At 67.8% G+C, this 23,094-nt stretch carries 25 protein-coding genes and 2 riboswitches; of the genes, 22 read left to right on the forward strand and 3 right to left on the reverse strand.

Annotated features, from left to right (window positions below):
- Positions 1-158 precede the first annotated feature (158 nt).
- Together GON01_RS07515 and GON01_RS07520 are read left to right on the forward strand one after the other, a co-directional pair.
- The gene (locus GON01_RS07515) at positions 159-1,457 is read left to right on the forward strand and encodes a DEAD/DEAH box helicase (protein WP_157026766.1); all 1,299 of its coding nucleotides are present in this window, start codon (positions 159-161) and stop codon (positions 1,455-1,457) included.
- A 92-nt stretch (positions 1,458-1,549) separates the two neighbouring features.
- Positions 1,550-3,484: a hybrid sensor histidine kinase/response regulator gene (locus GON01_RS07520; protein WP_157026767.1), complete on the forward strand. Its 1,935-nt coding sequence runs from the start codon at positions 1,550-1,552 to the stop codon at positions 3,482-3,484.
- On the opposite strand, the gene ispH is transcribed toward GON01_RS07520, so the two are convergent.
- Positions 3,453-4,400, reverse strand: coding sequence for a 4-hydroxy-3-methylbut-2-enyl diphosphate reductase (ispH, locus tag GON01_RS07525; protein ID WP_157026768.1), 948 nt, complete (start codon positions 4,398-4,400; stop codon positions 3,453-3,455). The two genes, GON01_RS07520 and ispH, sit on opposite strands and share 32 nt — an antisense overlap.
- An 87-nt stretch (positions 4,401-4,487) precedes the next feature.
- On the opposite strand from ispH, the gene GON01_RS07530 reads away from it, so the two are divergent.
- The 10 genes from GON01_RS07530 to GON01_RS07575 all read left to right on the forward strand — a co-directional run bounded on the left by GON01_RS07530 (position 4,488) and on the right by GON01_RS07575 (position 13,341).
- On the forward strand, positions 4,488-5,132 hold the full coding sequence (locus tag GON01_RS07530; protein WP_157026769.1) for a hypothetical protein: 645 nt from the start codon (positions 4,488-4,490) through the stop codon (positions 5,130-5,132).
- Positions 5,133-5,184: 52 nt separating this feature from the next.
- Positions 5,185-5,652, forward strand: coding sequence for a DUF2231 domain-containing protein (locus GON01_RS07535; RefSeq protein ID WP_157026770.1), 468 nt, complete (start codon positions 5,185-5,187; stop codon positions 5,650-5,652).
- 19 nt (positions 5,653-5,671) lie between these two features.
- Positions 5,672-5,765, forward strand: a riboswitch (glycine riboswitch).
- Between the two features lie 2 nt (positions 5,766-5,767).
- A riboswitch (glycine riboswitch) is annotated at positions 5,768-5,872 on the forward strand.
- A gap of 48 nt (positions 5,873-5,920) precedes the next feature.
- On the forward strand, positions 5,921-7,045 hold the full coding sequence (gene gcvT / locus GON01_RS07540; protein WP_309503595.1) for a glycine cleavage system aminomethyltransferase GcvT: 1,125 nt from the start codon (positions 5,921-5,923) through the stop codon (positions 7,043-7,045).
- A complete protein-coding gene (gene gcvH / locus GON01_RS07545) occupies positions 7,042-7,413 on the forward strand; it encodes a glycine cleavage system protein GcvH (RefSeq protein WP_157026772.1) in 372 nt (123 codons plus the stop codon). The genes gcvT and gcvH overlap by 4 nt, the downstream gene beginning before the upstream one ends.
- A 109-nt stretch (positions 7,414-7,522) precedes the next feature.
- Entirely contained in the window at positions 7,523-8,284 is a 762-nt protein-coding gene (locus tag GON01_RS07550) for a class I SAM-dependent methyltransferase (RefSeq protein ID WP_157026773.1), read from the forward strand.
- Positions 8,285-8,387: 103 nt separating this feature from the next.
- The gene (gene gcvPA, locus GON01_RS07555) at positions 8,388-9,746 is read left to right on the forward strand and encodes an aminomethyl-transferring glycine dehydrogenase subunit GcvPA (protein WP_157026774.1); all 1,359 of its coding nucleotides are present in this window, start codon (positions 8,388-8,390) and stop codon (positions 9,744-9,746) included.
- Positions 9,743-11,425 carry an aminomethyl-transferring glycine dehydrogenase subunit GcvPB gene (gene gcvPB, locus GON01_RS07560; RefSeq protein ID WP_157026775.1) on the forward strand — a complete coding sequence of 561 codons (1,683 nt, stop codon included), beginning with the start codon at positions 9,743-9,745 and terminating at the stop codon, positions 11,423-11,425. Before gcvPA ends, gcvPB begins: the two co-directional genes overlap by 4 nt.
- 120 nt (positions 11,426-11,545) lie before the next feature.
- On the forward strand, positions 11,546-12,421 hold the full coding sequence (locus GON01_RS07565) for a YybH family protein (RefSeq protein ID WP_157026776.1): 876 nt from the start codon (positions 11,546-11,548) through the stop codon (positions 12,419-12,421).
- Between the two features lie 121 nt (positions 12,422-12,542).
- A complete protein-coding gene (locus GON01_RS07570; RefSeq protein WP_181600106.1) occupies positions 12,543-13,142 on the forward strand; it encodes a DUF938 domain-containing protein in 600 nt (199 codons plus the stop codon).
- Positions 13,143-13,191: 49 nt separating this feature from the next.
- Positions 13,192-13,341 carry a hypothetical protein gene (locus tag GON01_RS07575; protein WP_157026777.1) on the forward strand — a complete coding sequence of 50 codons (150 nt, stop codon included), beginning with the start codon at positions 13,192-13,194 and terminating at the stop codon, positions 13,339-13,341.
- A gap of 14 nt (positions 13,342-13,355) precedes the next feature.
- Here GON01_RS07575 and GON01_RS07580 read toward each other — a convergent pair whose 3' ends face one another.
- Positions 13,356-14,264 (reverse strand): DMT family transporter, encoded by a 909-nt coding sequence (locus GON01_RS07580; protein ID WP_181600107.1) that lies wholly within the window; start codon positions 14,262-14,264, stop codon positions 13,356-13,358.
- A gap of 61 nt (positions 14,265-14,325) precedes the next feature.
- Here GON01_RS07580 and GON01_RS07585 point away from each other — a divergent pair, with 61 nt between their 5' ends.
- The 9 genes from GON01_RS07585 (at position 14,326) to GON01_RS07625 (ending at position 22,011) form a co-directional block, all read left to right on the forward strand.
- Entirely contained in the window at positions 14,326-15,822 is a 1,497-nt protein-coding gene (locus tag GON01_RS07585; protein ID WP_157026778.1) for a CoA-acylating methylmalonate-semialdehyde dehydrogenase, read from the forward strand.
- Positions 15,823-15,827: 5 nt separating this feature from the next.
- Positions 15,828-16,214 carry a RidA family protein gene (locus tag GON01_RS07590; RefSeq protein ID WP_181600108.1) on the forward strand — a complete coding sequence of 129 codons (387 nt, stop codon included), beginning with the start codon at positions 15,828-15,830 and terminating at the stop codon, positions 16,212-16,214.
- The gene (locus GON01_RS16640) at positions 16,211-16,696 is read left to right on the forward strand and encodes a hypothetical protein (RefSeq protein ID WP_198159807.1); all 486 of its coding nucleotides are present in this window, start codon (positions 16,211-16,213) and stop codon (positions 16,694-16,696) included. The genes GON01_RS07590 and GON01_RS16640 overlap by 4 nt, the downstream gene beginning before the upstream one ends.
- 42 nt (positions 16,697-16,738) lie before the next feature.
- Positions 16,739-17,881 carry an acyl-CoA dehydrogenase family protein gene (locus tag GON01_RS07600; protein ID WP_157026779.1) on the forward strand — a complete coding sequence of 381 codons (1,143 nt, stop codon included), beginning with the start codon at positions 16,739-16,741 and terminating at the stop codon, positions 17,879-17,881.
- A gap of 97 nt (positions 17,882-17,978) precedes the next feature.
- Positions 17,979-19,022: an enoyl-CoA hydratase/isomerase family protein gene (locus GON01_RS07605; RefSeq protein ID WP_157026780.1), complete on the forward strand. Its 1,044-nt coding sequence runs from the start codon at positions 17,979-17,981 to the stop codon at positions 19,020-19,022.
- 114 nt (positions 19,023-19,136) lie between these two features.
- Entirely contained in the window at positions 19,137-19,913 is a 777-nt protein-coding gene (locus GON01_RS07610) for an enoyl-CoA hydratase (protein WP_181600109.1), read from the forward strand.
- A 221-nt stretch (positions 19,914-20,134) separates the two neighbouring features.
- Positions 20,135-21,019 carry a 3-hydroxyisobutyrate dehydrogenase gene (gene mmsB, locus GON01_RS07615; protein ID WP_157026782.1) on the forward strand — a complete coding sequence of 295 codons (885 nt, stop codon included), beginning with the start codon at positions 20,135-20,137 and terminating at the stop codon, positions 21,017-21,019.
- 55 nt (positions 21,020-21,074) lie between these two features.
- Positions 21,075-21,374: a hypothetical protein gene (locus GON01_RS07620; protein WP_157026783.1), complete on the forward strand. Its 300-nt coding sequence runs from the start codon at positions 21,075-21,077 to the stop codon at positions 21,372-21,374.
- Between the two features lie 40 nt (positions 21,375-21,414).
- Positions 21,415-22,011 (forward strand): MT-A70 family methyltransferase, encoded by a 597-nt coding sequence (locus GON01_RS07625; RefSeq protein WP_157026784.1) that lies wholly within the window; start codon positions 21,415-21,417, stop codon positions 22,009-22,011.
- 549 nt (positions 22,012-22,560) lie between these two features.
- Here GON01_RS07625 and GON01_RS16645 read toward each other — a convergent pair.
- Positions 22,561-22,731: a hypothetical protein gene (locus tag GON01_RS16645; RefSeq protein WP_181600110.1), complete on the reverse strand. Its 171-nt coding sequence runs from the start codon at positions 22,729-22,731 to the stop codon at positions 22,561-22,563.
- 125 nt (positions 22,732-22,856) lie between these two features.
- Between GON01_RS16645 and GON01_RS07630 the strand changes: the two genes are divergently transcribed.
- Complete coding sequence (locus GON01_RS07630) at positions 22,857-23,069, forward strand: hypothetical protein (protein ID WP_157026785.1); 213 nt, start codon at positions 22,857-22,859, stop codon at positions 23,067-23,069.
- The last annotated feature ends 25 nt before the right edge of the window (positions 23,070-23,094 follow it).

The raw sequence follows: 23,094 nt of genomic DNA on the forward strand, positions 1-23,094 counted from the left end.
TGGTCCGGCAGCGTGAACAGCTCGAACAACGAGCCCGGCCGCACCGCTTAGCGCCTCCCTGCAACAGGCTTCCCTTTTCACGCGGGTTGTCAACACAACCCCGCGTTTCCGCGGCCGCTGATCCTGCGCGCCGCCGATTCGCATATTGCGAGTTATACATGACCAAATTCACCGACCTCGGCCTGGCCGAGCCGATCCTGAAGGCTCTGTCGGCCAAGGGCTATGCGACGCCGACGCCGATTCAGGTCAAGGCGATCCCGCCCGTGCTGGAAGGCCGCGACCTGTGCGGCATCGCCCAGACCGGCACCGGCAAGACCGCCGCGTTCGCGCTGCCGGCGCTCGACTATTTCGCCCGCCATCCCAAGCCGACGCCGATCGGCGGCTGCCGGATGCTGGTGCTGTCGCCGACGCGCGAGCTGGCGGCGCAGATCGCGCAGTCGTTCCGCGACTATGCGCGCTTCATGCGGCTGTCCGTCGAGACTGTCTTCGGCGGCGTGCCGATCGGGCGCCAGATCAACAAGATGCGCCCCGGCGTCGATATCGTCGTCGCGACCCCCGGCCGGCTGCTCGACCTGATCGACCAGCGCGCGCTGACGCTGCGCGACGTCGAGCTGTTCGTGCTCGACGAAGCCGACCAGATGCTGGACCTGGGCTTCATCCATTCGCTGAAGCGGATCAGTCAGATGCTGCCGAAGCAGCGCCAGACCCTGTTCTTTTCGGCGACGATGCCGAAAGCCATCGCGGAGCTGGGCGACCGCTTCCTGACCGATCCTGTCAAGGTCGCGGTGACGCCGGTCGCCTCGACCGCGGAGCGTGTCGAGCAGTTCGTCACCTTCGTCAACCAGGCCGAGAAGCAGGCGCTGCTGACGCTGACGCTGAAGGCCGAGCCGATCGACCGGGCGCTGGTGTTCACGCGCACCAAGCATGGCGCCGACAAGGTGGTGAAGCACCTCCAGGCGGCGGGCATCGGCTGCGCGGCGATCCACGGCAACAAGTCGCAGCCGCAGCGGACCCAGGCACTGCAGGCGTTCCGCTCGGGCGAGATCAAGATCCTGGTCGCGACCGATATCGCCGCGCGCGGCATCGACGTGTCGGGCGTCAGCCACGTCTTCAACTTCGAGCTGCCGAACGTGGCCGAGCAGTACGTCCACCGCATCGGCCGCACGGCGCGCGCCGGGCGGGACGGTATCGCGATCAGCTTCGTCGATGGTGAGGAGCGTGCCTATCTGAAGCAGATCGAGCGGTTGACGCGCGTCCAGCTTCAGCCGGTGCCGCTGCCCGAGAATTTCGAGGCGCAGCGCGCGTCGCTGCCGAAGCCGGTCCAGGCCAAGCCGACCGCGCAGCGCCGCCACGAGGAGCAGCGGGCCCGCCCCGCCGGCGACCGGCCGAAGCGGCCGTTCCGCCGCCACAGGTCGGGCGTCGGCGCACACAAGGGAGCGGTCAAGCGGGCCGGCTGATAAACGCTTGATTCGGCGCGTGAACGAAATAGAGGCGATTGCGGGCGGGTAGATTCCAGGCCGGGCCTGTCCCGGCCCGACCAAGGACAGCCATGGCCGATCACGGCGAACATCCGGATCACGCGTTTGACGACCGCTATCAGCTGCTCGTCAACTCGGTCATCGACTACGCGATCTACATGCTCGACGCGGATGGCCGGATTACGACCTGGAATCCGGGCGCCCGCCGCTTCAAAGGGTATGAGCCCGACGAAGTCATAGGCGAGAATTACGCGCGCTTCTTTACGCCCGAGGATCGGGAGGCGGGGCTGCCACAGCGGCAGCTGGAGATCGCATCGCGCGAAGGCCGGTTCGAATCCGAGGGCTGGCGCGTACGCAAGGACGGCAGCCGCTTCTGGGCGCATGTCGTGCTCGATCCGGTGCGCAGGCCGGACGGCGAGCTGATCGGCTATGCCAAGATCACCCGCGACGTCACCGCCAAGCGCGAGGCCGAACGGGCGTTGTGGGAAAGCGAGCAGCGCTTCCGCATGCTGATCCAGGGCGTGCGCGACTATGCCATCTACATGCTGGATCGCGACGGACGGATCACCAACTGGAATCCGGGCGCGGAAGCCATCAAGGGCTATACCGAGGACGAGATTCTGGGGGAGCATTTCTCCCGCTTCTATACCGACGAAGATCGCGCGAACGGCGAGCCGGAAAAGGCGCTGGCGACCGCGCTCGCCAAGGGCAAATATGAGAGGCAGGCCTGGCGCGTCCGCAAGAATGGCGAGCATTTCTGGGCAAGCATCCTGATTGATCCGATCTATGACGCAAAGGGCGAGCATGTCGGCTTTGCGAAGATCACCCGGGACGTCACCGAGCAGAAGCGCGCGGAAGAGGAGCTGGAGCAGGCGCGCGCGGCTCTGGCCCAGGCGCAGAAGCTGCAGGCGCTGGGCGAGCTTACCGGCGGCATCGCGCATGATTTCAACAACCTGATCACCGTGATCCGCGGATCGGCGGAGCTGCTGCGCCGGGCCGATCTGAACGAGGAACGGCGCCGCCGCTATCTGGACGCAATCACCGACACCGCCGACCGCGCCGCAACGCTGACCAGCCATCTGCTCGCGTTCAGCCGGCGCCAGCCGCTGAAGCCCGAAGTGCTCGACCTCAACGTTCGTCTCGACGCGTTCGCGGAGGTGTTGAGCCGGACGCTGGGCAGCACCATCGACGTGCAGCTGGAGCTGGCCCCCGGCTTGTGGCGGGTGGAGGCGGACCCGACGCATCTGGAGAATGCGCTGCTGAACGCGGCGATCAATGCGCGCGACGCCATGCCGAGGGGCGGCCGGCTGACGCTCTCCACCGCCAATGTTTCCGGCAGCGACGGTGGCGGCGACATGGTGTGTATCGCCCTGACGGATACCGGCGAGGGCATGCCGGCCGAGGTCATCGAGCGCGCGTTCGAGCCCTTCTTCACGACCAAGCCGGTCGGCAAGGGCACGGGCCTGGGGCTGTCGCAGATCCACGGCTTTGCCGCCCAGAGCGGCGGACGGGCGGAAATCGAGTCGGTGCTGGGCGAAGGCACGACGGTGCGGCTGCTGTTGCCGCGCAGCGACGGGTCGGTTGCTTCCGCCGTGGCAGCCAAGGATTCGCCGGCACTGCCGCCGGGACTGCGCGTGCTGCTGGTCGAGGACAATGAGCAGGTGAGCGCATTCGCGCGCGACCTGCTGGAGGATCTTGGCTGCGCGGTTGTGGCGGCCCACAGCGGAGAGGAAGCGCTGGCCGAGCTCGAGACCGGCACGTTCGACCTGATCTTCACCGACGTCGTGATGCCGGGACTGAGCGGCGTCGAGCTTGCTCGACAGGTCCGCACCCGCTTCCCCGGCCTGCCGGTGGTGCTGGCGAGCGGCTACAGCAACGAGATGCTGAAGGGCGCCGCGCTGGAGTTCGAGCTGCTGCACAAACCCTATTGCCGCGAATCGCTGGCCGAGGCGCTGGCGAAGGTGCTGGCCGCGGTCAGGCGGCCTGCAGCGCGCGGGGAAGCTTGAACACCATGTGCTCGCGCGCCGTTTCGATCTGCTCCTCGTCGATCGCATAGCGCTCGGCCAGCTTGTCGACGACTTCGCGCACCAGCAGCTCGGGCGCGGAGGCTCCCGCAGTCAAGCCCAGCGTCGCCACGCCCGCCAGCCAGTCGAAATCGACGTCGCTGCCGCGCTGGACCAGCATGGACCGCGCGCCGGCGCGCCCGGCCGCCTCGACCAGGCGCAGCGAATTGGAGCTGTTCGGCGCGCCGATCACGAGCATCGCGTCGCACAAGGGCGCGATCGCCTTGACTGCCGCCTGCCGGTTCGAGGTGGCATAGCAGATGTCCTCGCCCCGGGGCCCCTGGATCGCGGGGAAGCGCCGCGTCAGCGCCGCGATGATCTCGGCGGTGTCGTCGACTGACAAGGTCGTCTGGGTCAGGAAAGCGAGATTGTCCGGGTCTTCGGGAGCCAGGCCGGCGACGTCGTCGACCGTCTCGATCAGCGTCATCCGGCCCTCTGGCACCTGGCCGAAGGTGCCGATCACTTCCGGGTGGCCCTTGTGCCCGACGAACAGGATATGGCGGCCGGCGGCGACCAGCCGCTCGGCCTGGCTGTGCACCTTCGAGACGAGCGGGCAGGTTGCATCGAGATAATCGAGCCCGCGCGCCTGCGCTGCCGCCGGCACCGACTTCGGCACGCCATGTGCGGAGAACACGACCGGCGCGCCGTCAGGCACCTCGTCCAGCTCCTCCACGAACACCGCGCCCTTGGCCTTCAGCCGGTCGACGACGAAGCGGTTGTGGACGATCTCGTGGCGCACATAGACCGGCGCGCCGAGCTGCTCGATCGCGAGCTCGACGATCCGGATGGCGCGGTCGACGCCGGCGCAGAAGCCGCGCGGCGCAGCGATCAGCAGCTTCAAGGGAGGAAGGTTCGTCATCTGCGGCCCACGTAAGCGATTGCTTGCCTGCTTTGAAGCGCCTTCCTATGCTTTTGCTGCCTTTCAGCCCTTCCCGAGGATCCGTCTTTGTCGCTTCGCACTGTCCTGGCCGCTGCCGCTATCGCCCTGACCCTCGGGGCCTGCTCCCGCGCGGGAGAGATGGACTATCTGGGCGGCATCCGCGTCGCGCGCTCGACCTGCCCGGCGGTCGGCGTGCCGGCCTATACCGGCGACATCACTTTGTTCGACCCGCCGCAGAGCCGCGACGCCAGCGCGATCGACGTGACCGCGACCATCACCAACTTGCGTACAACCTGCGACGAGACCAGCGGGCCGGACGTGATCGCGACGACGACGTTCGACGTGGTCGCCCGCCGCCGCGACGCCACCGCGCCCCGCCAGGTGGTTCTGCCCTATTTCGTCACCGTGGTGCGCGGCGGCAATGTCGTCGTCGCCAAGCGGATCAGCCGCGTCGCGCTGAACTTCGCCGCCGGCCAGGACCGGGCGCAGACGACGGGCCAGGGATCGAGCGTCATCGCCCGTTCCGCGGCGACGCTGCCGGAGGACATCCGCACGCAGATCACCCGCAAGCGCAAGCCCGGCGAGCAGGACGCGGCAATCGACCCGATGTCCGAGCCCGGCGTCCGCGCCGCGGTCGCCCGCGCCAGCTTCGAGCAGCTGATCGGCTTCCAGCTGACCCCGGATCAGCTCCAGTACAACGCGACCCGCTGACCGGAACGGGGCCGTTCCTTCCGGCGTTGCGCGCGGGGAGGAGAGCCGGCCGATGGACAACCCCCGCAGCACTGCCAGGATCGCCGGTCACCCGGTGCATCCCATGACGGTGATGTTCCCGATCGTTCTGTTCATCCTGGTCTGGGTAGCCGACCTGATGTTCTGGCACAGGCACGATCTCATCTGGGCGACGCTCGGCATGCTGGCCCTGGCGCTGGGCATCTTGCTTGCGCTGCTGGCAGCGGTGTTCGGGCTGATCGACTATTTGGGCGACGCGCGGATCAGGGCGCTCCCGGCGGCCAACCATCACCTGGTCGCCAACCTGATCGTCCTCACGATCCAGATCGCCAACTTCATCTGGCGGATGAACGGTGGACCGGGATTTCTGATTCCGACCGGGCTAATTCTGTCGACGCTCGCGGTGTTGCTGCTGGGCTATTCGGGATGGAAAGGCGGGACTTTGGTCTATCGGCATGGCGTGGGCGTTGACTCCGGCGCGGAGCACAGCCAGAGGCGCTGACGTCGCGGCGGGCAACCGTCGGGCGTTCGCGGGAGAGTGAGGCAGGGCGACCTGTTTCCGCCGAAGGAGCAACCGCCCCGGAATCTCTCAGGTCAAAGGACCGCGACCGCCTGTCCAGCGACACTCTGGAAAGTGTCCGCGCCTCGGCACGGGCCGCCGAAGGGGTAACCCCGGATCCGTCTGGGGGAAAGCTCTCAGGTTCCGTGACAGAGGGGGCAGCGGGTGCGTTTTCCGAAGCGGAACGCGGCTGCCTGTCACGGAGGCGAATGTGAGCGAAGCGAACGATCTTCCCCCCCAGACCCTGCCGCTGGACGGCTGGCATCGCGCGCGCGGCGCCCGCATGGTGCCGTTCGCCGGCTACCAGATGCCGATCCAGTATGAAGGCATCATGGCCGAGCATCTGTGGACGCGCGAGAATGCCGGGCTGTTCGACGTCAGCCATATGGGCCAGCTGCTGATCAGCGGGCCGGATGTCGACGTTGAGCTCGAAGAGTTGCTTCCGGCGGACGTGAAGGGGCTCGGCATCGACAAGATGCGCTATTCGCTGCTGCTGAACGAGCAGGGCGGCATCCTCGACGACCTGATGCTCACGCGGCAGGCCGATGGCTTCTACATGGTCGTGAACGGCGCGACCAAATATGATGATATCGGCCATATGCGTGAGCATCTGCCCGATGAGATCACGCTCAATCACCTGGAGGAAAGCGCGCTGCTGGCGCTGCAGGGCCCGAAGGCGGGTGAGGTGCTGGCGCGCATCCAGCCGGAGGTCGCGCGGCTTTATTTCATGGAGGCTGGCGCTTTCGACCTCGACGGCGTTCCTGCCTGGGTCAGTCGTTCCGGCTATACCGGCGAGGACGGGTTCGAAATCTCGATCGCTGCGGAACATGGCGAGCGGATCGCGAGCCTTTTGTGCGATCAGCCCGAAGTGAAGCCGATCGGCCTCGGCGCGCGCGATTCGCTGCGGCTGGAAGCGGGGCTGCCGCTCTACGGTCACGACCTGGACGAGGAGACGACGCCGATCACCGCCGATCTCGGCTTCGCGCTCAGCAAGCGGCGACGCGAAGAAGGTGGCTTCCCGGGCGCCGATCGCATCCTGCTGGAGCGCGAGCAGGGGCCGGTGCTGAAGCGCGTCGGCCTGATCGTCGAAGGCCGCCAGCCGGTCCGCGAAGGCGCCGCGGTGGTCGATGCGGACGGGAACGAGGTCGGCAAGGTCACCTCGGGCGGCTTCTCGCCCAGCCTCGAGCGGCCGATCGCGATGGCCTATGTGCCGGCTGGGTCCGCCGTGCCCGGCACGCGCGTCCGGCTGAACCAGCGCGCGAAGATTTTCGAGGCCGAAGTCACGGCGATGCCGTTCGTCCCCCACCGCTATCACCGCAAGGGAGCCGCCAAATGACCCGCTATTTCACCAAGGACCATGAATGGATCGACGTCGACGGCGACGCCGCGACCGTGGGCATCACCGATTATGCGCAGGGCCAGCTCGGCGACGTGGTGTTCGTCGAAGTGCCCGACGCCGGCCGCCAGCTCAGCCAGGGCGGCGACGCGGCGGTGGTCGAATCGGTCAAGGCCGCCTCGGACGTTTACGCGCCGGTTTCCGGCACCGTCACCGAAGGCAATGCGGCGCTCAGCGACACGCCGGACCTGGTCAACACATCGCCGGAGGCGGACGGCTGGTTTTTCAAGCTGACGCTGTCGAACCCGTCCGAGCTCGACGGGCTGATGGACGAGGGTGCGTACAAGGAATTCGTCGCCGGGCTGTGAGCCGCGTTCCCCTCCCGCTTGCGGGAGGGGTTAGGGTCTGTCCCGGCTTTCCCGCGTGCCCTCCCCCGGCCCCTCCCGCAAGCGGGGAGGGGAGAAGCAGAGGAAGCCAATGCTCAACCCCACTTCCCGCTGGTCTCCGACCGATTACGCGAAGAACGCCGCCTTCGTGCCGGAGCTCGGCCGCGCGGTGGTGGAGCTGCTTGCGCCCAGGGCCGGCGAGCGCATCCTCGACCTCGGCTGCGGCGACGGCGTGCTGACCGAGGCGCTGGTCGCGGCCGGCGCGGAAGTGGTCGGCGTCGATGCCTCGCCCGAGATGATCGCGGCGGCGAAGGCGCGGGGGCTCGATGCGCGCGTGATGGACGGACAGGCGCTCGATTTCGACGGCGAGTTCGACGCCATCTTCTCGAACGCGGCGCTCCATTGGATGCTTGACCCGCCCGCCGTCGCGCGTGGCGTGTTCCGCGCGCTGAAGTCCGGCGGCCGCTTCGTTGGCGAGCAGGGCGGAGCCGGAAATATCGCGCAGCTCCGCGGCGCACTTCGCGAAGTGCTGGTTGCGCGCGGCTATCCAGTCCCGGCCGAAGACCCGCAATGGTACGCCTCGCCCGAGGAGTTCACGCGTGTCTATTCGGAAGCGGGCTTTGCCGATATCGAAGCCTGGCTGATCGACCGCCCGACGCCGCTGCCCGCCGGCGCCGCCGCCTGGTACAAGACCTTTCGCGCCGGCTTCCTCGATTCCGCGCACGTGCCGGATTCGGAGATCGACGCCGTCACCGCGGACGCCGAATCCCGCGCCGCCCCTGCGCTCAAGCAACCGGACGGCCGCTGGATCGCTGATTATGTCCGCCTCCGCTTCACGATGAAGAGACCCTGATGACCCAGGCAAGCCCTGTGCTCCGGCGAAGGCCGGAGCTCTGCGACACAGGGCTCCGGCCTTCGCCGGAGCACAACTAAATAGCGCCTTTGGAGTTCGTGCTTTGAGATACCTCCCCCTCACGCCCGTCGACCGCAGTGCGATGCTGCAGGCTGTCGGCGCCAGTTCGGTCGACGATCTGTTCGTCGACGTGCCCGCCGAGGCGCGGCTGTCCGGTCCGATCGCCGGCCTGCCGAATCATGCGTCCGAGCTGTCGGTCGAGCGCCAGCTTGCCGCGCTCGCCCGGCAGAATACCGTTGCGGGCGAAGTGCCCTTCTTCCTCGGCTGCGGCGCCTATCGCCATCATGTGCCGGCCACCGTCGACCACATCATCCAGCGCGGCGAGTTCCTGACCGCCTACACGCCTTACCAGCCGGAAATCGCGCAGGGCACGCTGCAGATGCTGTTCGAGTTCCAGACTCAGGTCGCGCGGCTGCTCGGCTGCGACGTCGCGAACGCGTCGATGTACGACGGCTCGACCGCCTGCTGGGAAGCGATCACGATGGCGCGCCGGATCACCCGCCGGGCCAAGGCGCTGATCTCCGCCGGGCTGCACCCGCACTACGTCTCTGTCGCGAAGACGATGGCGCGCTTCACCGGCGACGAGCTGCACACCGCGCTGCCCGAGTTGGAAGCCGCGACCGACATCGACACGCTGATCGGCCAGATCGATGGCGATACCTCGTGCGTGGTCGTCCAGTATCCCGACATTCTCGGCCGTGTCGCCGACCTGTCGGAGCTGGCCGCGCGGGCGCATGAGAAAGGCGCGCTGCTGGTCGCAGTTGTCACCGAGCCGGTCGCGCTCGGGCTGCTCAAGTCGCCCGGCGAGATGGGCGCGGACATCGTCGTCGGCGAAGGCCAGTCGATCGGCGTCGGGCTCCAGTTCGGCGGACCGTATGTGGGCCTGTTCGCCTGCAAGGAGAAATTCGTCCGCCAGATGCCGGGCCGGCTCTGCGGCGAGACTGTCGATGCGGAGGGCAAGCGCGGCTTCGTGCTGACGCTCTCGACCCGCGAGCAGCATATCCGCCGCGAAAAGGCGACGTCCAACATCTGCACCAACTCCGGGCTGTGCGCGCTCGCTTTCTCGATCCACATGACCCTGCTCGGCGAAAAGGGCCTGCGCGGGCTGGCCGAGCTGAACCACGCGGGCGCCGTCGCTGCCGCCGAGCGGCTGGCCAGGGTGCCGGGCGTCGAGTTGGTCAACGGCTCCTTCTTCAACGAGTTCACGCTGAAGCTGTCGAAGGAAGCGCGGCCGCTGGTCCGCCGCCTCGCCGATCGCGGCATCCTCGCCGGCGTGTCGCTGGGCCGTCTCTACCCCGGCGTCGACGCGCTGGAGCACGGCCTCGTCGTCGCCGTCACCGAAACCACCACGCCGGAGGATGTCGAGGCCTTGGCCGCCGCCCTCCAGGAGGACCTCGCATGAGCATGAATCGCCAGGGCCGCGTCTCCCGCCCCGAAGGCGAGACCGCCGCCAACACCGAAACCTTCACCGGCAACCGCGCGCTGATGCTGGAAGAGCCGCTGATCTTCGAGATCGGCAACGAGCACACGACGGGTGTGGATCTGCCATATCCTCCCCTCGATTTCGAGGGGAAGGGGACCGCTCGCGAAGCGAGCGGTGGAGGGGCCGCCGGCGTAGCCGGCGGGCTAACGCCCGCCGCCCCTCCACCGCCTTCGGCGGTCCCCCTCCCCGAGCAAGCTCGGGGAGGATTTGAAGGCCTCCTCCGCACCCGTCCGATCGGTCTTCCCGGGCTGTCGGAGCCGGAGGCGACCCGTCATTACACGCGGCTGTCCCGCCAGAATTACGCGATCGACCTTGGCCTGTTCCCGCTCGGCTCGTGCACGATGAAGCATAATCCGCGGCTGAACGAGAAGGTCGCGCGGCTGCCGGGTTTTGCCGACGTGCACCCGCTGCAGCCGCAGGAAACGGTGCAGGGCGCCTATGCGCTGATCTACCTCGTCGCCGACTGGCTGTGCAAGCTGACCGGCATGCCCGCGGTGGCGATGAGCCCGAAGGCGGGCGCGCACGGCGAGCTGTGTGGGCTGCTCGCGATCCGCTCTGCGCTGGAGGCGCGCGGCGACATGCGCTCGGTGGTGCTGGTGCCCGAATCGGCGCACGGCACCAACCCGGCGACCGCCGCCTTCGCCGGCTATGCGGTCGAGAACATCCCGGCCACGCCCGAGGGCCGCGTCGATTTCGAGGCGCTGAAGCGGCGGCTCGGGCCCGACGTCGCGGCGGTGATGATCACCAATCCGAACACCTGCGGATTGTTCGAGCGCGACATGAAACGCATCGCCGACGCGGTCCATGCGGCGGGCGCGTTCGTCTATTGCGACGGCGCGAACTTCAACGCGATCGTCGGCCGCGTCCGCCCCGGCGACCTGGGCGTCGACGCGATGCACATCAACCTGCACAAGACCTTCTCGACCCCGCATGGCGGCGGCGGCCCCGGCTCCGGTCCGGTCGTCTTCTCGGCCGCGCTCGCGCCGTTCGCTCCGCTGCCGTTCGTCGAGAAACAGGGCGATCATTATCACCTGGTCGAGGAGGAAACCGCCGAGGAGCACCACGCGCACAGCTTCGGCCGGATGGTCGCGTTCCACGGCCAGATGGGCATGTTCACCCGCGCCGCCGCGTACATGCTGAGCCACGGCGCCGACGGCCTGCGGCAGGTCAGCGAAGACGCGGTGCTGAACGCCAACTACATCCTCCGCAGCCTCGACGACCTGCTCGACGCACCGTTCGGCGACAGTGGCCCCTGCATGCACGAGGCGCTGTTCTCCGACGACGGCATGGCCGAGGGCTTCACGACACTGGACATCGCCAAGGGTCTGATCGACGAAGGCTTCCACCCGATGACGATGTACTTCCCGCTCGTCGTCCACGGCGCAATGCTGGTCGAGCCGACCGAGACGGAGTCGAAGGCGAACCTCGACCAGTTCATCGGCGCGCTGCGTTCGGTCGCCGCGCGAGCGAAGAACGGCGATCCTTCGTTGAAGGCCGCGCCGCACTTCGCGCCGCGGCGGCGCCTCGACGAGACGTTGGCAGCCCGCAAACCGGTGCTGGTCTGGAAGGACCCCGAGGTCGCACAGGCGGCGGAGTAGTTCGTCGATCCGGGCACGCCGCCGGTCGGTTCATCGAACCGCACCGGCGGCCGATAGAAGACGCATTGTCCCGAAGCCCCGTCCTGCGCTCTCCAGCGGCGCGAGACGAGGGAGGATCGATTGCGTCACCTGTTGTTCTGCGCGCTGGCCCTGGCCGCGCCGCTGGCGCCGGCCGCCGGAAGGCCTGCGCCCGCCGCAAACGCCCAAGCCGCCTATCAGGCATTGTTGGCGGCCGATCGCGGCTGGTCCGATCGGGCGAAGGACAAGGACCTCGCCTCCGCGATCGCGGCGATGATGGACGACAGGGCCGTGATGGTGTCGGGCGGCGCTGCGGAACTGATTCGGGGGCCCGACGCGATTCGCGCCAGGCTCGCGGCGAAGCCCGAGAATCTCACCGCCGGTGTCGCGTGGACGCCGGTCGGCGGCGGCATCTCGGCCGACGGCACCCATGGCTTCACCTATGGCTCGATGACCGTCCGGCCGAAGGACGGGAAGCCGCAGCCGCTCAAATATCTCGCATACTGGGTCAAGCGGCCGGACGGCTGGCGGGTCGCCGCCTACAAGCGGCTCGGCATGCGCGATGCGGTGGCGCTGAAGCCGGCGGGTCCGATTCTCGGCTGGGGCGCGCGGCGCGGCGACGATGCGGGCGCGACCCTCAAGGCGTCCGAGGGGGCGTTTTCCGACGAAGCGCAGAAGATCGGCCTGCGCGCCGCCTTCCAGAAATGGGGGCGGCCCGATTCGGTCAACTTGAGCAGCCCCGAGGGCGTCGCGATCGGCGCGCAGGCGATCGGCGAACTGGTCGGCCCGCGCGGGCCGGTGAGCGCCGTCACCTGGGGCGCCGACGAAGTGCTGGTCTCTCCATCGGGCGACATGGGGCTGAGCTATGGCCTGCTGCACATCAACCAGCCGCAACCCGGCGGACCGGGGGTCGTGCCGTTCTTCACGATCTGGGCGAGACCCGCGCCCGGGGATCCGTGGCGGTACGTCGCGGAGTAGGGCTGCGTAGACTGAGTCTCAAACCCGTTCGGGCTCAGCCTGTCGAAGCGCCCTTTCCTTTTCTGAGGCGCAAGAAGAAGAAGGGAGGCCTTCGACAAGCTCAGGCCGAACGGAGTCTAGAGTGCAATCTGGCATTGCCCGCCACGCCCCCGCGACCGAGCGCAATCGCGAGCCGATCCTCGCCGTGCTGTGCGACGTCCTCCCCGCGTCCGGGCTCGTCCTCGAAATCGCGAGCGGGACGGGCGAGCATGTCCGCTTTTTCGCCGGGAAGTTCCCGCAGCTCGACTGGCAGCCGAGCGATCCGGATCCGGACGCGCTCGCCTCGATCGCCGCGTGGAGCGAGGGTAGCCCGAACATCCGCCCGCCGCTTGCGCTGGACGCCGGCGCACCCGACTGGCCTCTCGACCGCGCCGACGCGATGCTTTGCATCAACATGGTCCATATCAGCCCCTGGGTCTCCACCTTGGGCTTGTTCGCCGGCGCCGCTCGCCTGCTCGGCCCGGGCGCGCCCCTCTATCTCTATGGCCCCTATCTTCGCGAAGGGGTGCCGACGGCACCGAGCAACGAAGCGTTCGATGAATCGCTGAAGGCTCGCAATCCGGAATGGGGGCTTCGCCTCCTGGAAGACGTCGTCGCGCTCGGCGCTCGCACCGGGTTTCGCTTCGAGCAAGTGACCGAGATGCCCGCCAATAACCTGTCGGTGATCTTTCGGCGCGTATGACCGGTCGGCGCGGCTATCTTCGACTGCGCCGGGCTGATAGGGCTGTCGCATGAAATTGGCGCTCGCAATGGTGCTTCCGGTGCTCGCCGCCGCGGTGTTCCTTTCGCTCGGCCTGCTCGAAGAGGCGGTCGGTGTCGGCCTCGGCTGCGCCGTCGTGTCGCTGCTGCTGGCCATGACCGACCGGCCGCTGCGGCCTTAGAGTCGGCGCTCCCCCTAATCCGTCGCGACCGCGCCGGTGGTCTTCTCCCGGTGCAGCTTCTGCTCGCGATAGACGATGTAGAGGCCGCTCGCGATGATCAGCGGCGCGCCAAGCCAGAGGTGCGGGCTCGGCACCGTCGCAAACACCAGCCAGCCGATCAGTGCCGACCAGACCAGGCTCGAATAGTCCATCGGCAGCACGACCGACACGGGCGCAAGCCGCAGCGAGGCGGTGAGCGCGAGTTGGGCGAGCCCGCCAAACAGGCCCAGCGCGAGCAGCAGGCCGAAGGTAGTGGCATCATGCGGCTTGCCGAGGAACGGCATCGCCAGGCCGAACGGCACGGCCGACAGCATCGTGAACCAGAAGACGGTCGTGCTCGCGCTTTCCGTCCGCCCGATCTGGCGCAGCGTGATGCTGACGCCTGACACCACGACCGCGGCGAGAAGGCCGACCGCCACCCCATGTGGCACGAGGCCGCCGCCGCCGGGCCGGACCACGATCAGCACGCCGATGAATCCCAGCATCACCGCGCTCCAGCGGTGCCAGCCGACCGGCTCCTTCAGCACCAGGGCCGACAGGATCGTCGCGAAGATCGGCACGGTGAACAGCAGCACCGTGGCCTCGGCCAGCGGCAGCAGCAGATAAGTGAGGAAGTTGAGCGCCATGCCGGTCATCCCCAACACCGTCCGCCACACATGCGCCCATGGCCGCCGCGTCTTCACCGACCCAAGCCCGGGTCCGGCCGCGATCACGCCCAGCACGAGCGGAAGCGCGAGCGCCTGGCGATAGAACAGGCTTTCGAACAGCGTCACGCCGTGCGCGGCTGCCAGCTTCACGATCGCGAACATCGCGGTCAGCGCCACCGCCGCGAACAGGCGCAGCAGAATCGCGAACAGGCGACGTTCGGCAGGGGCGGATGTCACGCCGCGTCCCTTGTCCCGAAAGTGGCGAAAGGGCTAGGGGCGATGCGAAAGGACTCAGATCATGCGTGATATCGATCATCACATCGTCGGCGGCCCTGGCATTTCGGCGAGCCGGTTCGGCGAGGTGTTCAATCCCAATTCGGGCCAGGTGCAGGCGCGGGTCGCGTTCGGCGACAAGGCCGCGCTTGATCGCGCCGTCGCCGCTTCGCAGCAGGCGCAGCCGGGCTGGGCCGCGACCAACCCGCAGCGGCGCGCGCGCGTGATGTTCAAGTTCAAGGAATTGGTCGAGGCCAATCTGGAAGAACTCGCGCACCTGCTCGCGTCGGAACACGGCAAGGTGATCGCGGACGCGCGCGGCGATGTGCAGCGCGGGCTCGACGTGATCGAGTTCGCCTGCGGCATCCCGCATGCCCTGAAGGGCGAGTACACCTATGGCGCCGGGCCCGGCATCGACGTCTATTCGATGCGCCAGCCGCTGGGCGTGGTCGCCGGCATCACCCCGTTCAACTTCCCGGCGATGATCCCGATGTGGATGTTCGGCGTCGCGATCGCGGTCGGCAACGCCTTCATCCTGAAGCCGTCGGAGCGCGATCCTTCGGTGCCGGTCCGCCTTGCCGAGCTGATGGTCGAGGCGGGGGCGCCCGAAGGCATCCTGCAGGTCGTCCACGGCGACAAGGAAATGGTCGACGCGATCCTCGACCATCCCGCGATTTCGGCGGTGAGCTTCGTCGGCTCGTCCGACATCGCCCATTACGTCTATCGCCGCGGCGTCGAGAACGGGAAGCGCGTCCAGGCGATGGGCGGCGCTAAGAACCACGGCATCGTCATGCCCGACGCGGATCTGGACCAGGTGGTGAAGGACCTGTCCGGCGCGGCCTTCGGTTCCGCGGGCGAGCGCTGCATGGCGCTGCCGGTGGTCGTGCCCGTCGGCGAGAAGACTGCGAACGAGCTGCGCGAGGCGCTGATCCCGGCGATGGCGGCGCTCCGCGTCGGCGTCTCCACCGATCCGGACGCGCATTACGGCCCGGTCGTCAACGCCGCGCACAAGCAGCGGGTCGAGAATTGGATCCAGACCGGCGTCGACGAAGGCGCGGAGCTGGTGGTCGACGGCCGCGGCTTCTCGCTCCAGGGTCACGAAAATGGCTTCTTCGTCGGCCCGAGCCTGTTCGATCACGTCAAACCGACGATGCAGAGCTACAAGGAGGAAATCTTCGGCCCGGTCCTCCAGATCGTCCGCGCGCCGGACTTCGAGACGGCGCTGCGTCTCCCGAGCGAACACCAGTACGGCAACGGCGTCGCCATATTTACCCGCAACGGCCACGCCGCGCGCGAGTTCGCGGCGCGTGTCAATGTCGGCATGGTCGGCATCAACGTGCCGATCCCGGTGCCCGTCGCCTATCATACGTTCGGCGGCTGGAAGCGATCGGCCTTCGGAGACATCAACCAGCACGGCATGGAAGGTGTCCGCTTCTGGACCAAGACCAAGACGGTCACGCAGCGCTGGCCGGACGGCTCGGTGACGGGCGAGAACGCGTTCGTCATCCCGACCATGGGCTAGGCGCGGTGGAGCGCCAGCGCACCGCTTCCGCTTCGCCGTACGAGGAGACGATCGGTTTCTCGCGTGCGATACGGGTCGGCGACCGCATCCTGGTCTCCGGCACCGCGCCGGTCGAGGCGGACGGGTCGTCCACGCCGGGCGACGCCGAAGCGCAGGCGGAGCGGTGCTTCGACATCATCGTCGGCGCGATCCGGCAGCTGGGGGGCACGCGGACCGACATCGTCCGCACGCGGATGTTCATCACCGATCCGGCGGACGGGGAGGCGATCGGCCGCGCGCACGGCCGCCGCTTCGCCGATGTCCGGCCGGCGGCGACGATGGTCGTGGTTTCGGCACTGCTCCGCCCCGAATGGCGGGTCGAAATCGAGGCGGAGGCGTTGGTGGGCGAATGACCAGGCTGCTGATCCTTCCGCTGCTGGCGCTCGCCGCCTGCCAGGCCAACGCGCCCGACAATTCCGCGAACGACGCGGTCGCCGCCAACCAGGCGGAGGCGCCGGTGAAAGAGGTGGAGACGCTGCCGCCCGACGAGACCGTCGTCGAGCCCGAGAACGAAGCGGAAGCTCCCGCCGCCGCGATTCCCGAAAGCATGCAGGGCCGCTGGGGGCTCGTGCCGGCCGATTGCACCTCGACCCGCGGCGACGCCAAGGGGCTGCTGACCATCACCGGCGACACGCTTCAGTTCTACGAATCGCGGGCGAAGCTGGCGAAAATCGTCGGCAATTGGCCGGAGAAGCTGAAGGCGGAATTCGCCTTCACCGGCGAGGGCCAGAGCTGGACGCGCACCGAGACGCTGTCGCTGACCAACAGCAGCAACACACTCGTTCGCGAGGACGAGGAGCTGGCGCAGCCGCTCCGCTATTCGCGCTGCAAGTGAGGCTCTGGCGGGTGCCCCCGCGCCTCTGCTAGGCGCCTTCCCATGACTCAATTCGACCTGACCGACGATCAGCGCCAAATCCAGGAAATGGCGCAGAAGTTCACCGCCGACGCGATCACGCCGTTCGCGGCGGAGTGGGACGAGAAGCACATCTTTCCCCGCGACACGATCGAGGCGGCCGCCGAGCTCGGCTTCGCGTCGATCTATGTGTCGGAGGAGATGGGCGGGATCGGCCTCGGCCGATTGGAAGCGGCACTGATCATGGAGGCGATGGCCTATGGCTGTCCCTCCACCAGCGCGTTCATCTCGATCCACAATATGGCAAGCTGGATGATCGACCGGTTCGGCTCGGACGCGGTGAAGCGGAAATACCTGCCGTCGCTGGTGACGATGGACCGGATCGCCAGCTACTGCCTGACCGAGCCATCGTCCGGCTCCGACGCGGCGGCGTTGAAGACGAAGGCTGTGCTGGAGGGCGACCATTATGTCGTGACCGGCTCCAAGGCGTTCATCTCCGGCGGCGGCCAGAACGAAGTCTATGTGACGATGGTCCGCACCGGCGTCGAAGGGCCGAAGGGCATTACCTGCCTGGTGATCGAAAAGGACATGCCGGGCGTTTCCTTCGGCGCCAATGAGCGCAAGCTCGGCTGGCATTCGCAGCCGACCGCGCAGGTGAACTTCGACGGCGTCCGCGTGCCGGTCGAGAACCGCGTCGGCGCGGAAGGCGAGGGGTTCCGGATCGCGATGATGGGGCTGGACGGCGGCCGGCTGAACATCGGCGCCTGCTCGCTCGGCGGTGCGCAGCGCTGTCTCGACGAGGCGGTGAAGTACACCAAGGAACGCAAGCAATTCGGCACCGCGATCGCCGATTTCCAGAACACGCAGTTCATGCTGGCCGATATGGAGACCGAGCTGCAGGCGGCGCGGATGCTGCTCTACACCGCCGCGGCCAAGGTGACGGCGAACGCGCCGGACAAGACCAAATTCGCGGCGATGGCCAAGCGCTTTGCGACCGACACGGGGTCATCGGTCGTCGATCGCGCGCTGCAACTCCATGGCGGCTATGGCTATCTGATGGACTATCCGGTCGAACGATTCTGGCGCGACCTGCGCGTCCATTCGATCCTGGAAGGGACGAACCAGGTGATGCGCATGATCGTCGGCCGGGAGCTGACGCGGCAATGAATGGCCACCCTCGCTGTGTTCCTGCCAAGGCAGGAACCCCGGACGTCTCGCTCGGCGTCCGTCGCGCAGGGCTCCTGCCTTCGCAGGACCACAGAGAATGAGTGACGAAGTTTTAGCCTTCGCCGAAGGCCATGTCGGGCGGATTCGGCTGAACCGGCCCAAGGCGATCCATGCGCTGACGACCGCGATGTGCCAGGCGATCCTCGACCGGCTCGCCACATGGCGCACTAACGACGGCGTTCGCGCGGTGTTGTTCGACCATGCCGAAGGGCGCGGTTTCTGCGCCGGCGGCGATATCCGCATGCTTGCTGAGAGCGGGGCGAAGGACGGTGTGGAGGCGCGCGCGTTCTTCCACGCCGAATATCGGATGAACCACCGGCTCTTCACCTACAGTAAGCCCACGGTCGCGTTCATGGACGGCATCACGATGGGCGGCGGCGTCGGCATTTCGCTGCCGTGCAAGTTCCGCATCGCCACCGAGAATACGCGTTTCGCCATGCCCGAGACCGGGATCGGCCTGTTCCCGGACGTCGGCGGCGGCTGGTATCTGTCGCGCCTGCCGCGCCGGGCGGGTCAGTTCTTGGCGCTCACCGGCGCGCGGATCGACGGGGCCGAGTGCCTCTATCTGGGCCTCGCCACCCACTACATCCCCGCCGCGGCATTAGACGAGGTGAAGGCGAAGATCGCGGCCGATCCGTCGGCGATCGAAGCGATCCTCGACGCCTTCGCCGAAGAGCCGCCGCCCGCGCGCATCGCGGACAATATGGAGCGGATCGACCGGCTATTCGCGTCCGACCGGTTGGAGGACATCTACGCCGCGCTTGAGGCTGATGGGTCGGACTGGGCGCAGAAGGAACTGGCGACACTCAAGACCAAGTCGCCGCAGACGATGAAGGTCGCGCTCCGCCTGCTGAAGGAAGGCGCGCAGATGCACAATTTTGCCGACGAGATGCGGCAGGAATATGCGGTCGGCGCGCACGTCGTTCAGCGGCACGATTTCCTGGAAGGCGTGCGCGCGGTGATCATCGACAAGGACAATGCGCCGAAATGGAACCCGGCCACGCCCGAGGAAGTGACTGAGCATATGCTCGACACGATCTTCGCACCGCTGTCGGATGACGAGGCGTGGACGCCCGCGTGACCTACGCGCACTGAACCGTCACCCCGGGCTTGACCCGGGGTCCCGCTTCTTTTCTTGAGAGCAGAAGGAAAGCGGGATGCCGGATCAAGTCCGGCATGACGAACGGAGATATTGGTGGCCAATTACGAAACCATCCTCATCGAGCGCCACGACGCGGTCACGCTCGTCCGCCTGAACCGCCCGCAGGCGCTGAACGCGCTGAACAGCCGGGTGCTGGCCGAACTGATCGACGTGATGGGCGCCTATGATGCGGACCCCGACCAGCGCTGCCTGGTGTTGACCGGCAGCGAGAAGGCATTCGCGGCGGGCGCCGACATCAAGGAGATGTCGAGCCAGGGATTTGCCGACATGTATGGTTCCAATTTCTTCGCCGGATGGGAGAAGGTGACGGCGACGCGCAAGCCCTGGATCGCGGCGGTCGCCGGCTATGCGCTGGGCGGCGGCTGCGAAGTGGCGATGATGGCCGACTTCATCATCGCCGCCGACACGGCCAAATTTGGCCAGCCGGAAATCAAGCTGGGCGTCTCCCCCGGCATGGGCGGATCGCAGCGCCTGACCCGCGCGATCGGCAAGGCCAAGGCGATGGAAATGTGTCTGACCGGCCGGATGATGGACGCACAGGAAGCCGAACGCTCCGGCCTCGTCGCGCGGGTGGCCCCCGCCGCCGAGCTGATCGACGAAGCGCTGAAGACCGCGAAGACGATCGCCGACATGCCCCCGCTCGCCGCGATCGCGAACAAGGAAATGGTCAACGCCGCGTTCGAAACGGGGCTCGCCCAGGGCATCGTCTTCGAACGCCGCCTGTTCCACGGCCTGTTCGGCACCGAGGACCAGAGCGAAGGCATGGCCGCCTTCGTCGAGAAGCGGCCGGGGGCGTGGAAGGGAAAATAGATCTGTGAGGGTGTGGAGACGCAGGCATTTCGAGCGACTTGCTCGTTGGCTGCGCTTTAATGCCTTCCTCTTCCCGACAGGCCTCGCAGTCATCACCACGGCAAATGTCCAGGCAGGCATTCCGCTGGCGCCGTGGTGGTTCTATGCGGTTTTCATCGCAGCCTCTTTGCTGTGCTGGTTGGCGAGTCGACACCTCTTTGCCCTGCTTAAACGGAGTTAATATGGCACGGATCGGTTTCATCGGGCTCGGCAATATGGGCGGCGGCATGGCCGCGAACCTTGCCAAGGGCGGGCATGACGTGCGCGCCTTCGACCTGTCGCAGGATGCGCTGGACAAGGCCAAGGCCGCCGGCTGCCTGCCCGTCGAAAGCGCCGCCGCCGCGGCCGAAGGCGCCGAGGCGATCGTTACCATGCTCCCGGCGGGCAAACATGTCGCCCAGGTCTATGAGGAGTCGCTGTTCGGCGCCGCCAGGCCCGGCACGCTGCTGCTCGACTGCTCGACGATCGACGTCGGCACCGCCAAGAAAGTCGCCGAGGCCGCTTCGGCCAAGGGCCTGCCGGCAGTCGATGCGCCCGTTTCCGGCGGCATCGCGGCGGCGGCGGCGGGAACGCTGACCTTCATGGTCGGCGGGCCGGCGGACGCCTTCGCGCGCGCAGAGCCGATCCTGAAGCTGATGGGCAAAGCGGTGATCCATGCCGGGGGGAGTGGCGCAGGGCAGGCGGCCAAGATCTGCAACAACATGCTGCTGGGCGCGACGATGGTCGCGACGTGCGAGGCGTTCCTGCTCGCCAAGTCCCTGGGCCTCGATCCCCAGACCTTCTTCGACATCAGCTCGGTCTCGTCGGGCCAGTGCTGGTCGATGACCAGCTATTGCCCGCTGCCGGGCGTCGGGCCGGAAACGCCCGCCGACCGCGACTATCAGGGTGGCTTCGCCGCGGGCTTGATGCTGAAGGACCTGAAGCTCGCCGTGCAGGCGGCAAGCGACGCCAACGCCTCGGTGCCGATGGGCGCGGAGGCGATGGCGCTCTATCAGGCGTTCGCGAACGGCGGCCATACGGGGCTCGATTTCTCCGGCATCATCCGGATGCTGGGGGGCGAGCAATAGCCGGAACAGGCGCCATGCCCGCCCGTTGACCGCGAAACGGTTCAGGAGCGAGACCATGGCGAAGAAGAACAAACGGGCGAAACAGGGTTCCTCCAGCACGGGCACAATCGCGGCGCTGATCGCCGGCGGCGTTGCGGTTGCGGCCGGCCTCGTCGCGCTCGCCCGCCGCAGCCGTGGATCGCGGGAAGGCGGCAGCAGCGCGGCCGACCTTGCGCTGGGCAAGCCCCACGGCCCCGGCGACCGCGCCAACCCGGATTTCCGCCCGGACCCGACTGCGCCGGTGCCCGCGGACCGCCGCGACGCGATGGCGCCGGCGACGCTGCCCAATCCGATCAATGCCGGACCCGTGGTCTAACCGGATTCCCTTTGTGCCGCGCCCCCTTTAAGCAGGGGGCATGACCCTTTGGCGCGACTTGCCGGACCGGCGCTACGACGTGATCCTCGCCGACCCGCCCTGGGCCTATTACGGCCAGCAGGACAAATGGGGCGCGGCGGCCAAATTCTATGCGACCGCGCCGGACGAAGCGATCGTGCGGCTGCCGGTGCCGGAGCTGCTGTCCGATCGCGGCGTGCTGTTCCTCTGGGCGACCTCGCCGCGGCTGGATGTCGCGATGGCCTGTCTGGCGGAATGGAGGCTCCATTTCCGCGGCGTCGCCTTCGTCTGGGTCAAAGCGCGCAAGGACGGCGGGCCGATCGGCGCGCAGGGCGTGCGGCCTTCGATCGTCAAGCCGACCGCCGAATATGTCCTGGCCGCCAGCCGCATCGCGAAAGGCCGGCCGATGCCGCTTGGCGACGAAGGGGTGCCGAACGTGATCCTGGCACCCAGGCGCGCCCATTCGCAGAAACCGGAGGAGGTGCGCGACTCCATCGACCGGCTGTATCCAGACGCCTCGAAGCTGGAGCTGTTCGCGCGCAGCGAACGGCCGGGCTGGGACGCGTGGGGGAACGAGGTGGGCAAGCTGGACGGGCCGAAGGCGCTGGCGGCGGAATAGTATTTCCCGTCACTGGCCTTGAGCCGGGGCTTACCTGCCTTCCTGGCGGGATCTCCGTCCCGAAGTAGGTGGGTCCCGGGTCAGGCCCGGGATGACGAAGCGGCGGCTCTCAAACGAAATGGGGGCCGGCGTTTCCGCCAGCCCCCACTGCGCCGAGCTTGACAGTTGGTCTCCGGCCCCGAGGGGCGGACATCTTCCCTCAAGCTCAGGCGTCGCTTCGCTGCCGCGCTCCTCCGAGGAGGAAACGTGGCGGTTCCGCGGCCCTTCTTGGGATGCCGCTGTCGCGCTCGCTTCAGACCCTTGCGGGCTTCGGCAGGCGCGCCGGCAACATCGCTTCCGGCGCCTGTGCCGGTGGGTTGGCATCAAGCCGAAGCTCTCAGACTTCCGTACCGGCCATGATCTTCCCTCCTTCGCGTCCGGTTCCGCCGGGGGCGGTTCCTTCGTGCGATCTTGTTCCGATCACGAAACAGATGGTCTCATGAGCGCCGAGTCGCACCAAGCGGAATCTGCCCCCAGCCGCCTGTGGATAACGGGGATATCGGGTGTAACTCAGCGCCGGCTGTCGATCAGCCAGAACAGGGTCGCCAGCACCGCCGCGAGCGCCAGTCCCGCGAGCAGTCCGATCACCGGCTGGCCGATCAAGCCGAGCCCGATCGCCCCGACGAGCGGCAGCACCGCGAACAGGATTCCGGCGGATCGGGGGGCGGGCGAGCGGGGCATCGCCGCGCCCTTGCCACGGCCGCCGCGCCTGCGCCAGCGAAGATGGTCAAGATGATGTTGACCCTTCTCGTCCGCCGGACCGCAAGCTTCTCCGGTCTAAGGCAGCGCCCGTGGAGAAGAGCCGCGTGACCCCGACACCTTATGTTGCCGACCGCGCGGTGCTCGCCGACGCGACCGACCTGATCGCGCGCTTCGGCCTGGACGCGGCGATCGAGGCGGCCTCGCGCGCCGACCGCAGCCGCGATCTGGGCAATGTCGTCCATTTCTGCCGCTGGCGGCAGGTCGAGCGGCTGGTCGTGCTGCTCACCGCCGACGAAGTGATCGGCACCGTGCACTAACGCTGGCGGCGCGGCCGCTGACGCG

The organism is Sphingomonas horti, assembly GCF_009753715.1.
In the GTDB taxonomy this organism is placed as follows: Bacteria; Pseudomonadota; Alphaproteobacteria; order Sphingomonadales; family Sphingomonadaceae; genus Sphingomonas_B; species Sphingomonas_B horti.

Bases quoted from the DNA above. Each gene is read 5' to 3' on its own strand.
- GON01_RS07515 (WP_157026766.1), top strand. From the start codon at position 159: ATGACCAAATTCACCGACCTCGGCCTGGCCGAGCCGATCCTGAAGGCT.
- GON01_RS07520 (WP_157026767.1), top strand. From the start codon at position 1,550: ATGGCCGATCACGGCGAACATCCGGATCACGCGTTTGACGACCGCTAT.
- ispH (WP_157026768.1), bottom strand. From the start codon at position 4,400: ATGACGAACCTTCCTCCCTTGAAGCTGCTGATCGCTGCGCCGCGCGGC.
- GON01_RS07535 (WP_157026770.1), top strand. From the start codon at position 5,185: ATGGACAACCCCCGCAGCACTGCCAGGATCGCCGGTCACCCGGTGCAT.
- gcvH (WP_157026772.1), top strand. From the start codon at position 7,042: ATGACCCGCTATTTCACCAAGGACCATGAATGGATCGACGTCGACGGC.
- GON01_RS07550 (WP_157026773.1), top strand. From the start codon at position 7,523: ATGCTCAACCCCACTTCCCGCTGGTCTCCGACCGATTACGCGAAGAAC.
- gcvPB (WP_157026775.1), top strand. From the start codon at position 9,743: ATGAGCATGAATCGCCAGGGCCGCGTCTCCCGCCCCGAAGGCGAGACC.
- GON01_RS07575 (WP_157026777.1), top strand. From the start codon at position 13,192: ATGAAATTGGCGCTCGCAATGGTGCTTCCGGTGCTCGCCGCCGCGGTG.
- GON01_RS07585 (WP_157026778.1), top strand. From the start codon at position 14,326: ATGCGTGATATCGATCATCACATCGTCGGCGGCCCTGGCATTTCGGCG.
- GON01_RS16640 (WP_198159807.1), top strand. From the start codon at position 16,211: ATGACCAGGCTGCTGATCCTTCCGCTGCTGGCGCTCGCCGCCTGCCAG.
- GON01_RS07600 (WP_157026779.1), top strand. From the start codon at position 16,739: ATGACTCAATTCGACCTGACCGACGATCAGCGCCAAATCCAGGAAATG.
- GON01_RS07605 (WP_157026780.1), top strand. From the start codon at position 17,979: ATGAGTGACGAAGTTTTAGCCTTCGCCGAAGGCCATGTCGGGCGGATT.
- mmsB (WP_157026782.1), top strand. From the start codon at position 20,135: ATGGCACGGATCGGTTTCATCGGGCTCGGCAATATGGGCGGCGGCATG.
- GON01_RS07620 (WP_157026783.1), top strand. From the start codon at position 21,075: ATGGCGAAGAAGAACAAACGGGCGAAACAGGGTTCCTCCAGCACGGGC.
- GON01_RS07625 (WP_157026784.1), top strand. From the start codon at position 21,415: ATGACCCTTTGGCGCGACTTGCCGGACCGGCGCTACGACGTGATCCTC.
- GON01_RS16645 (WP_181600110.1), bottom strand. From the start codon at position 22,731: ATGCCCCGCTCGCCCGCCCCCCGATCCGCCGGAATCCTGTTCGCGGTG.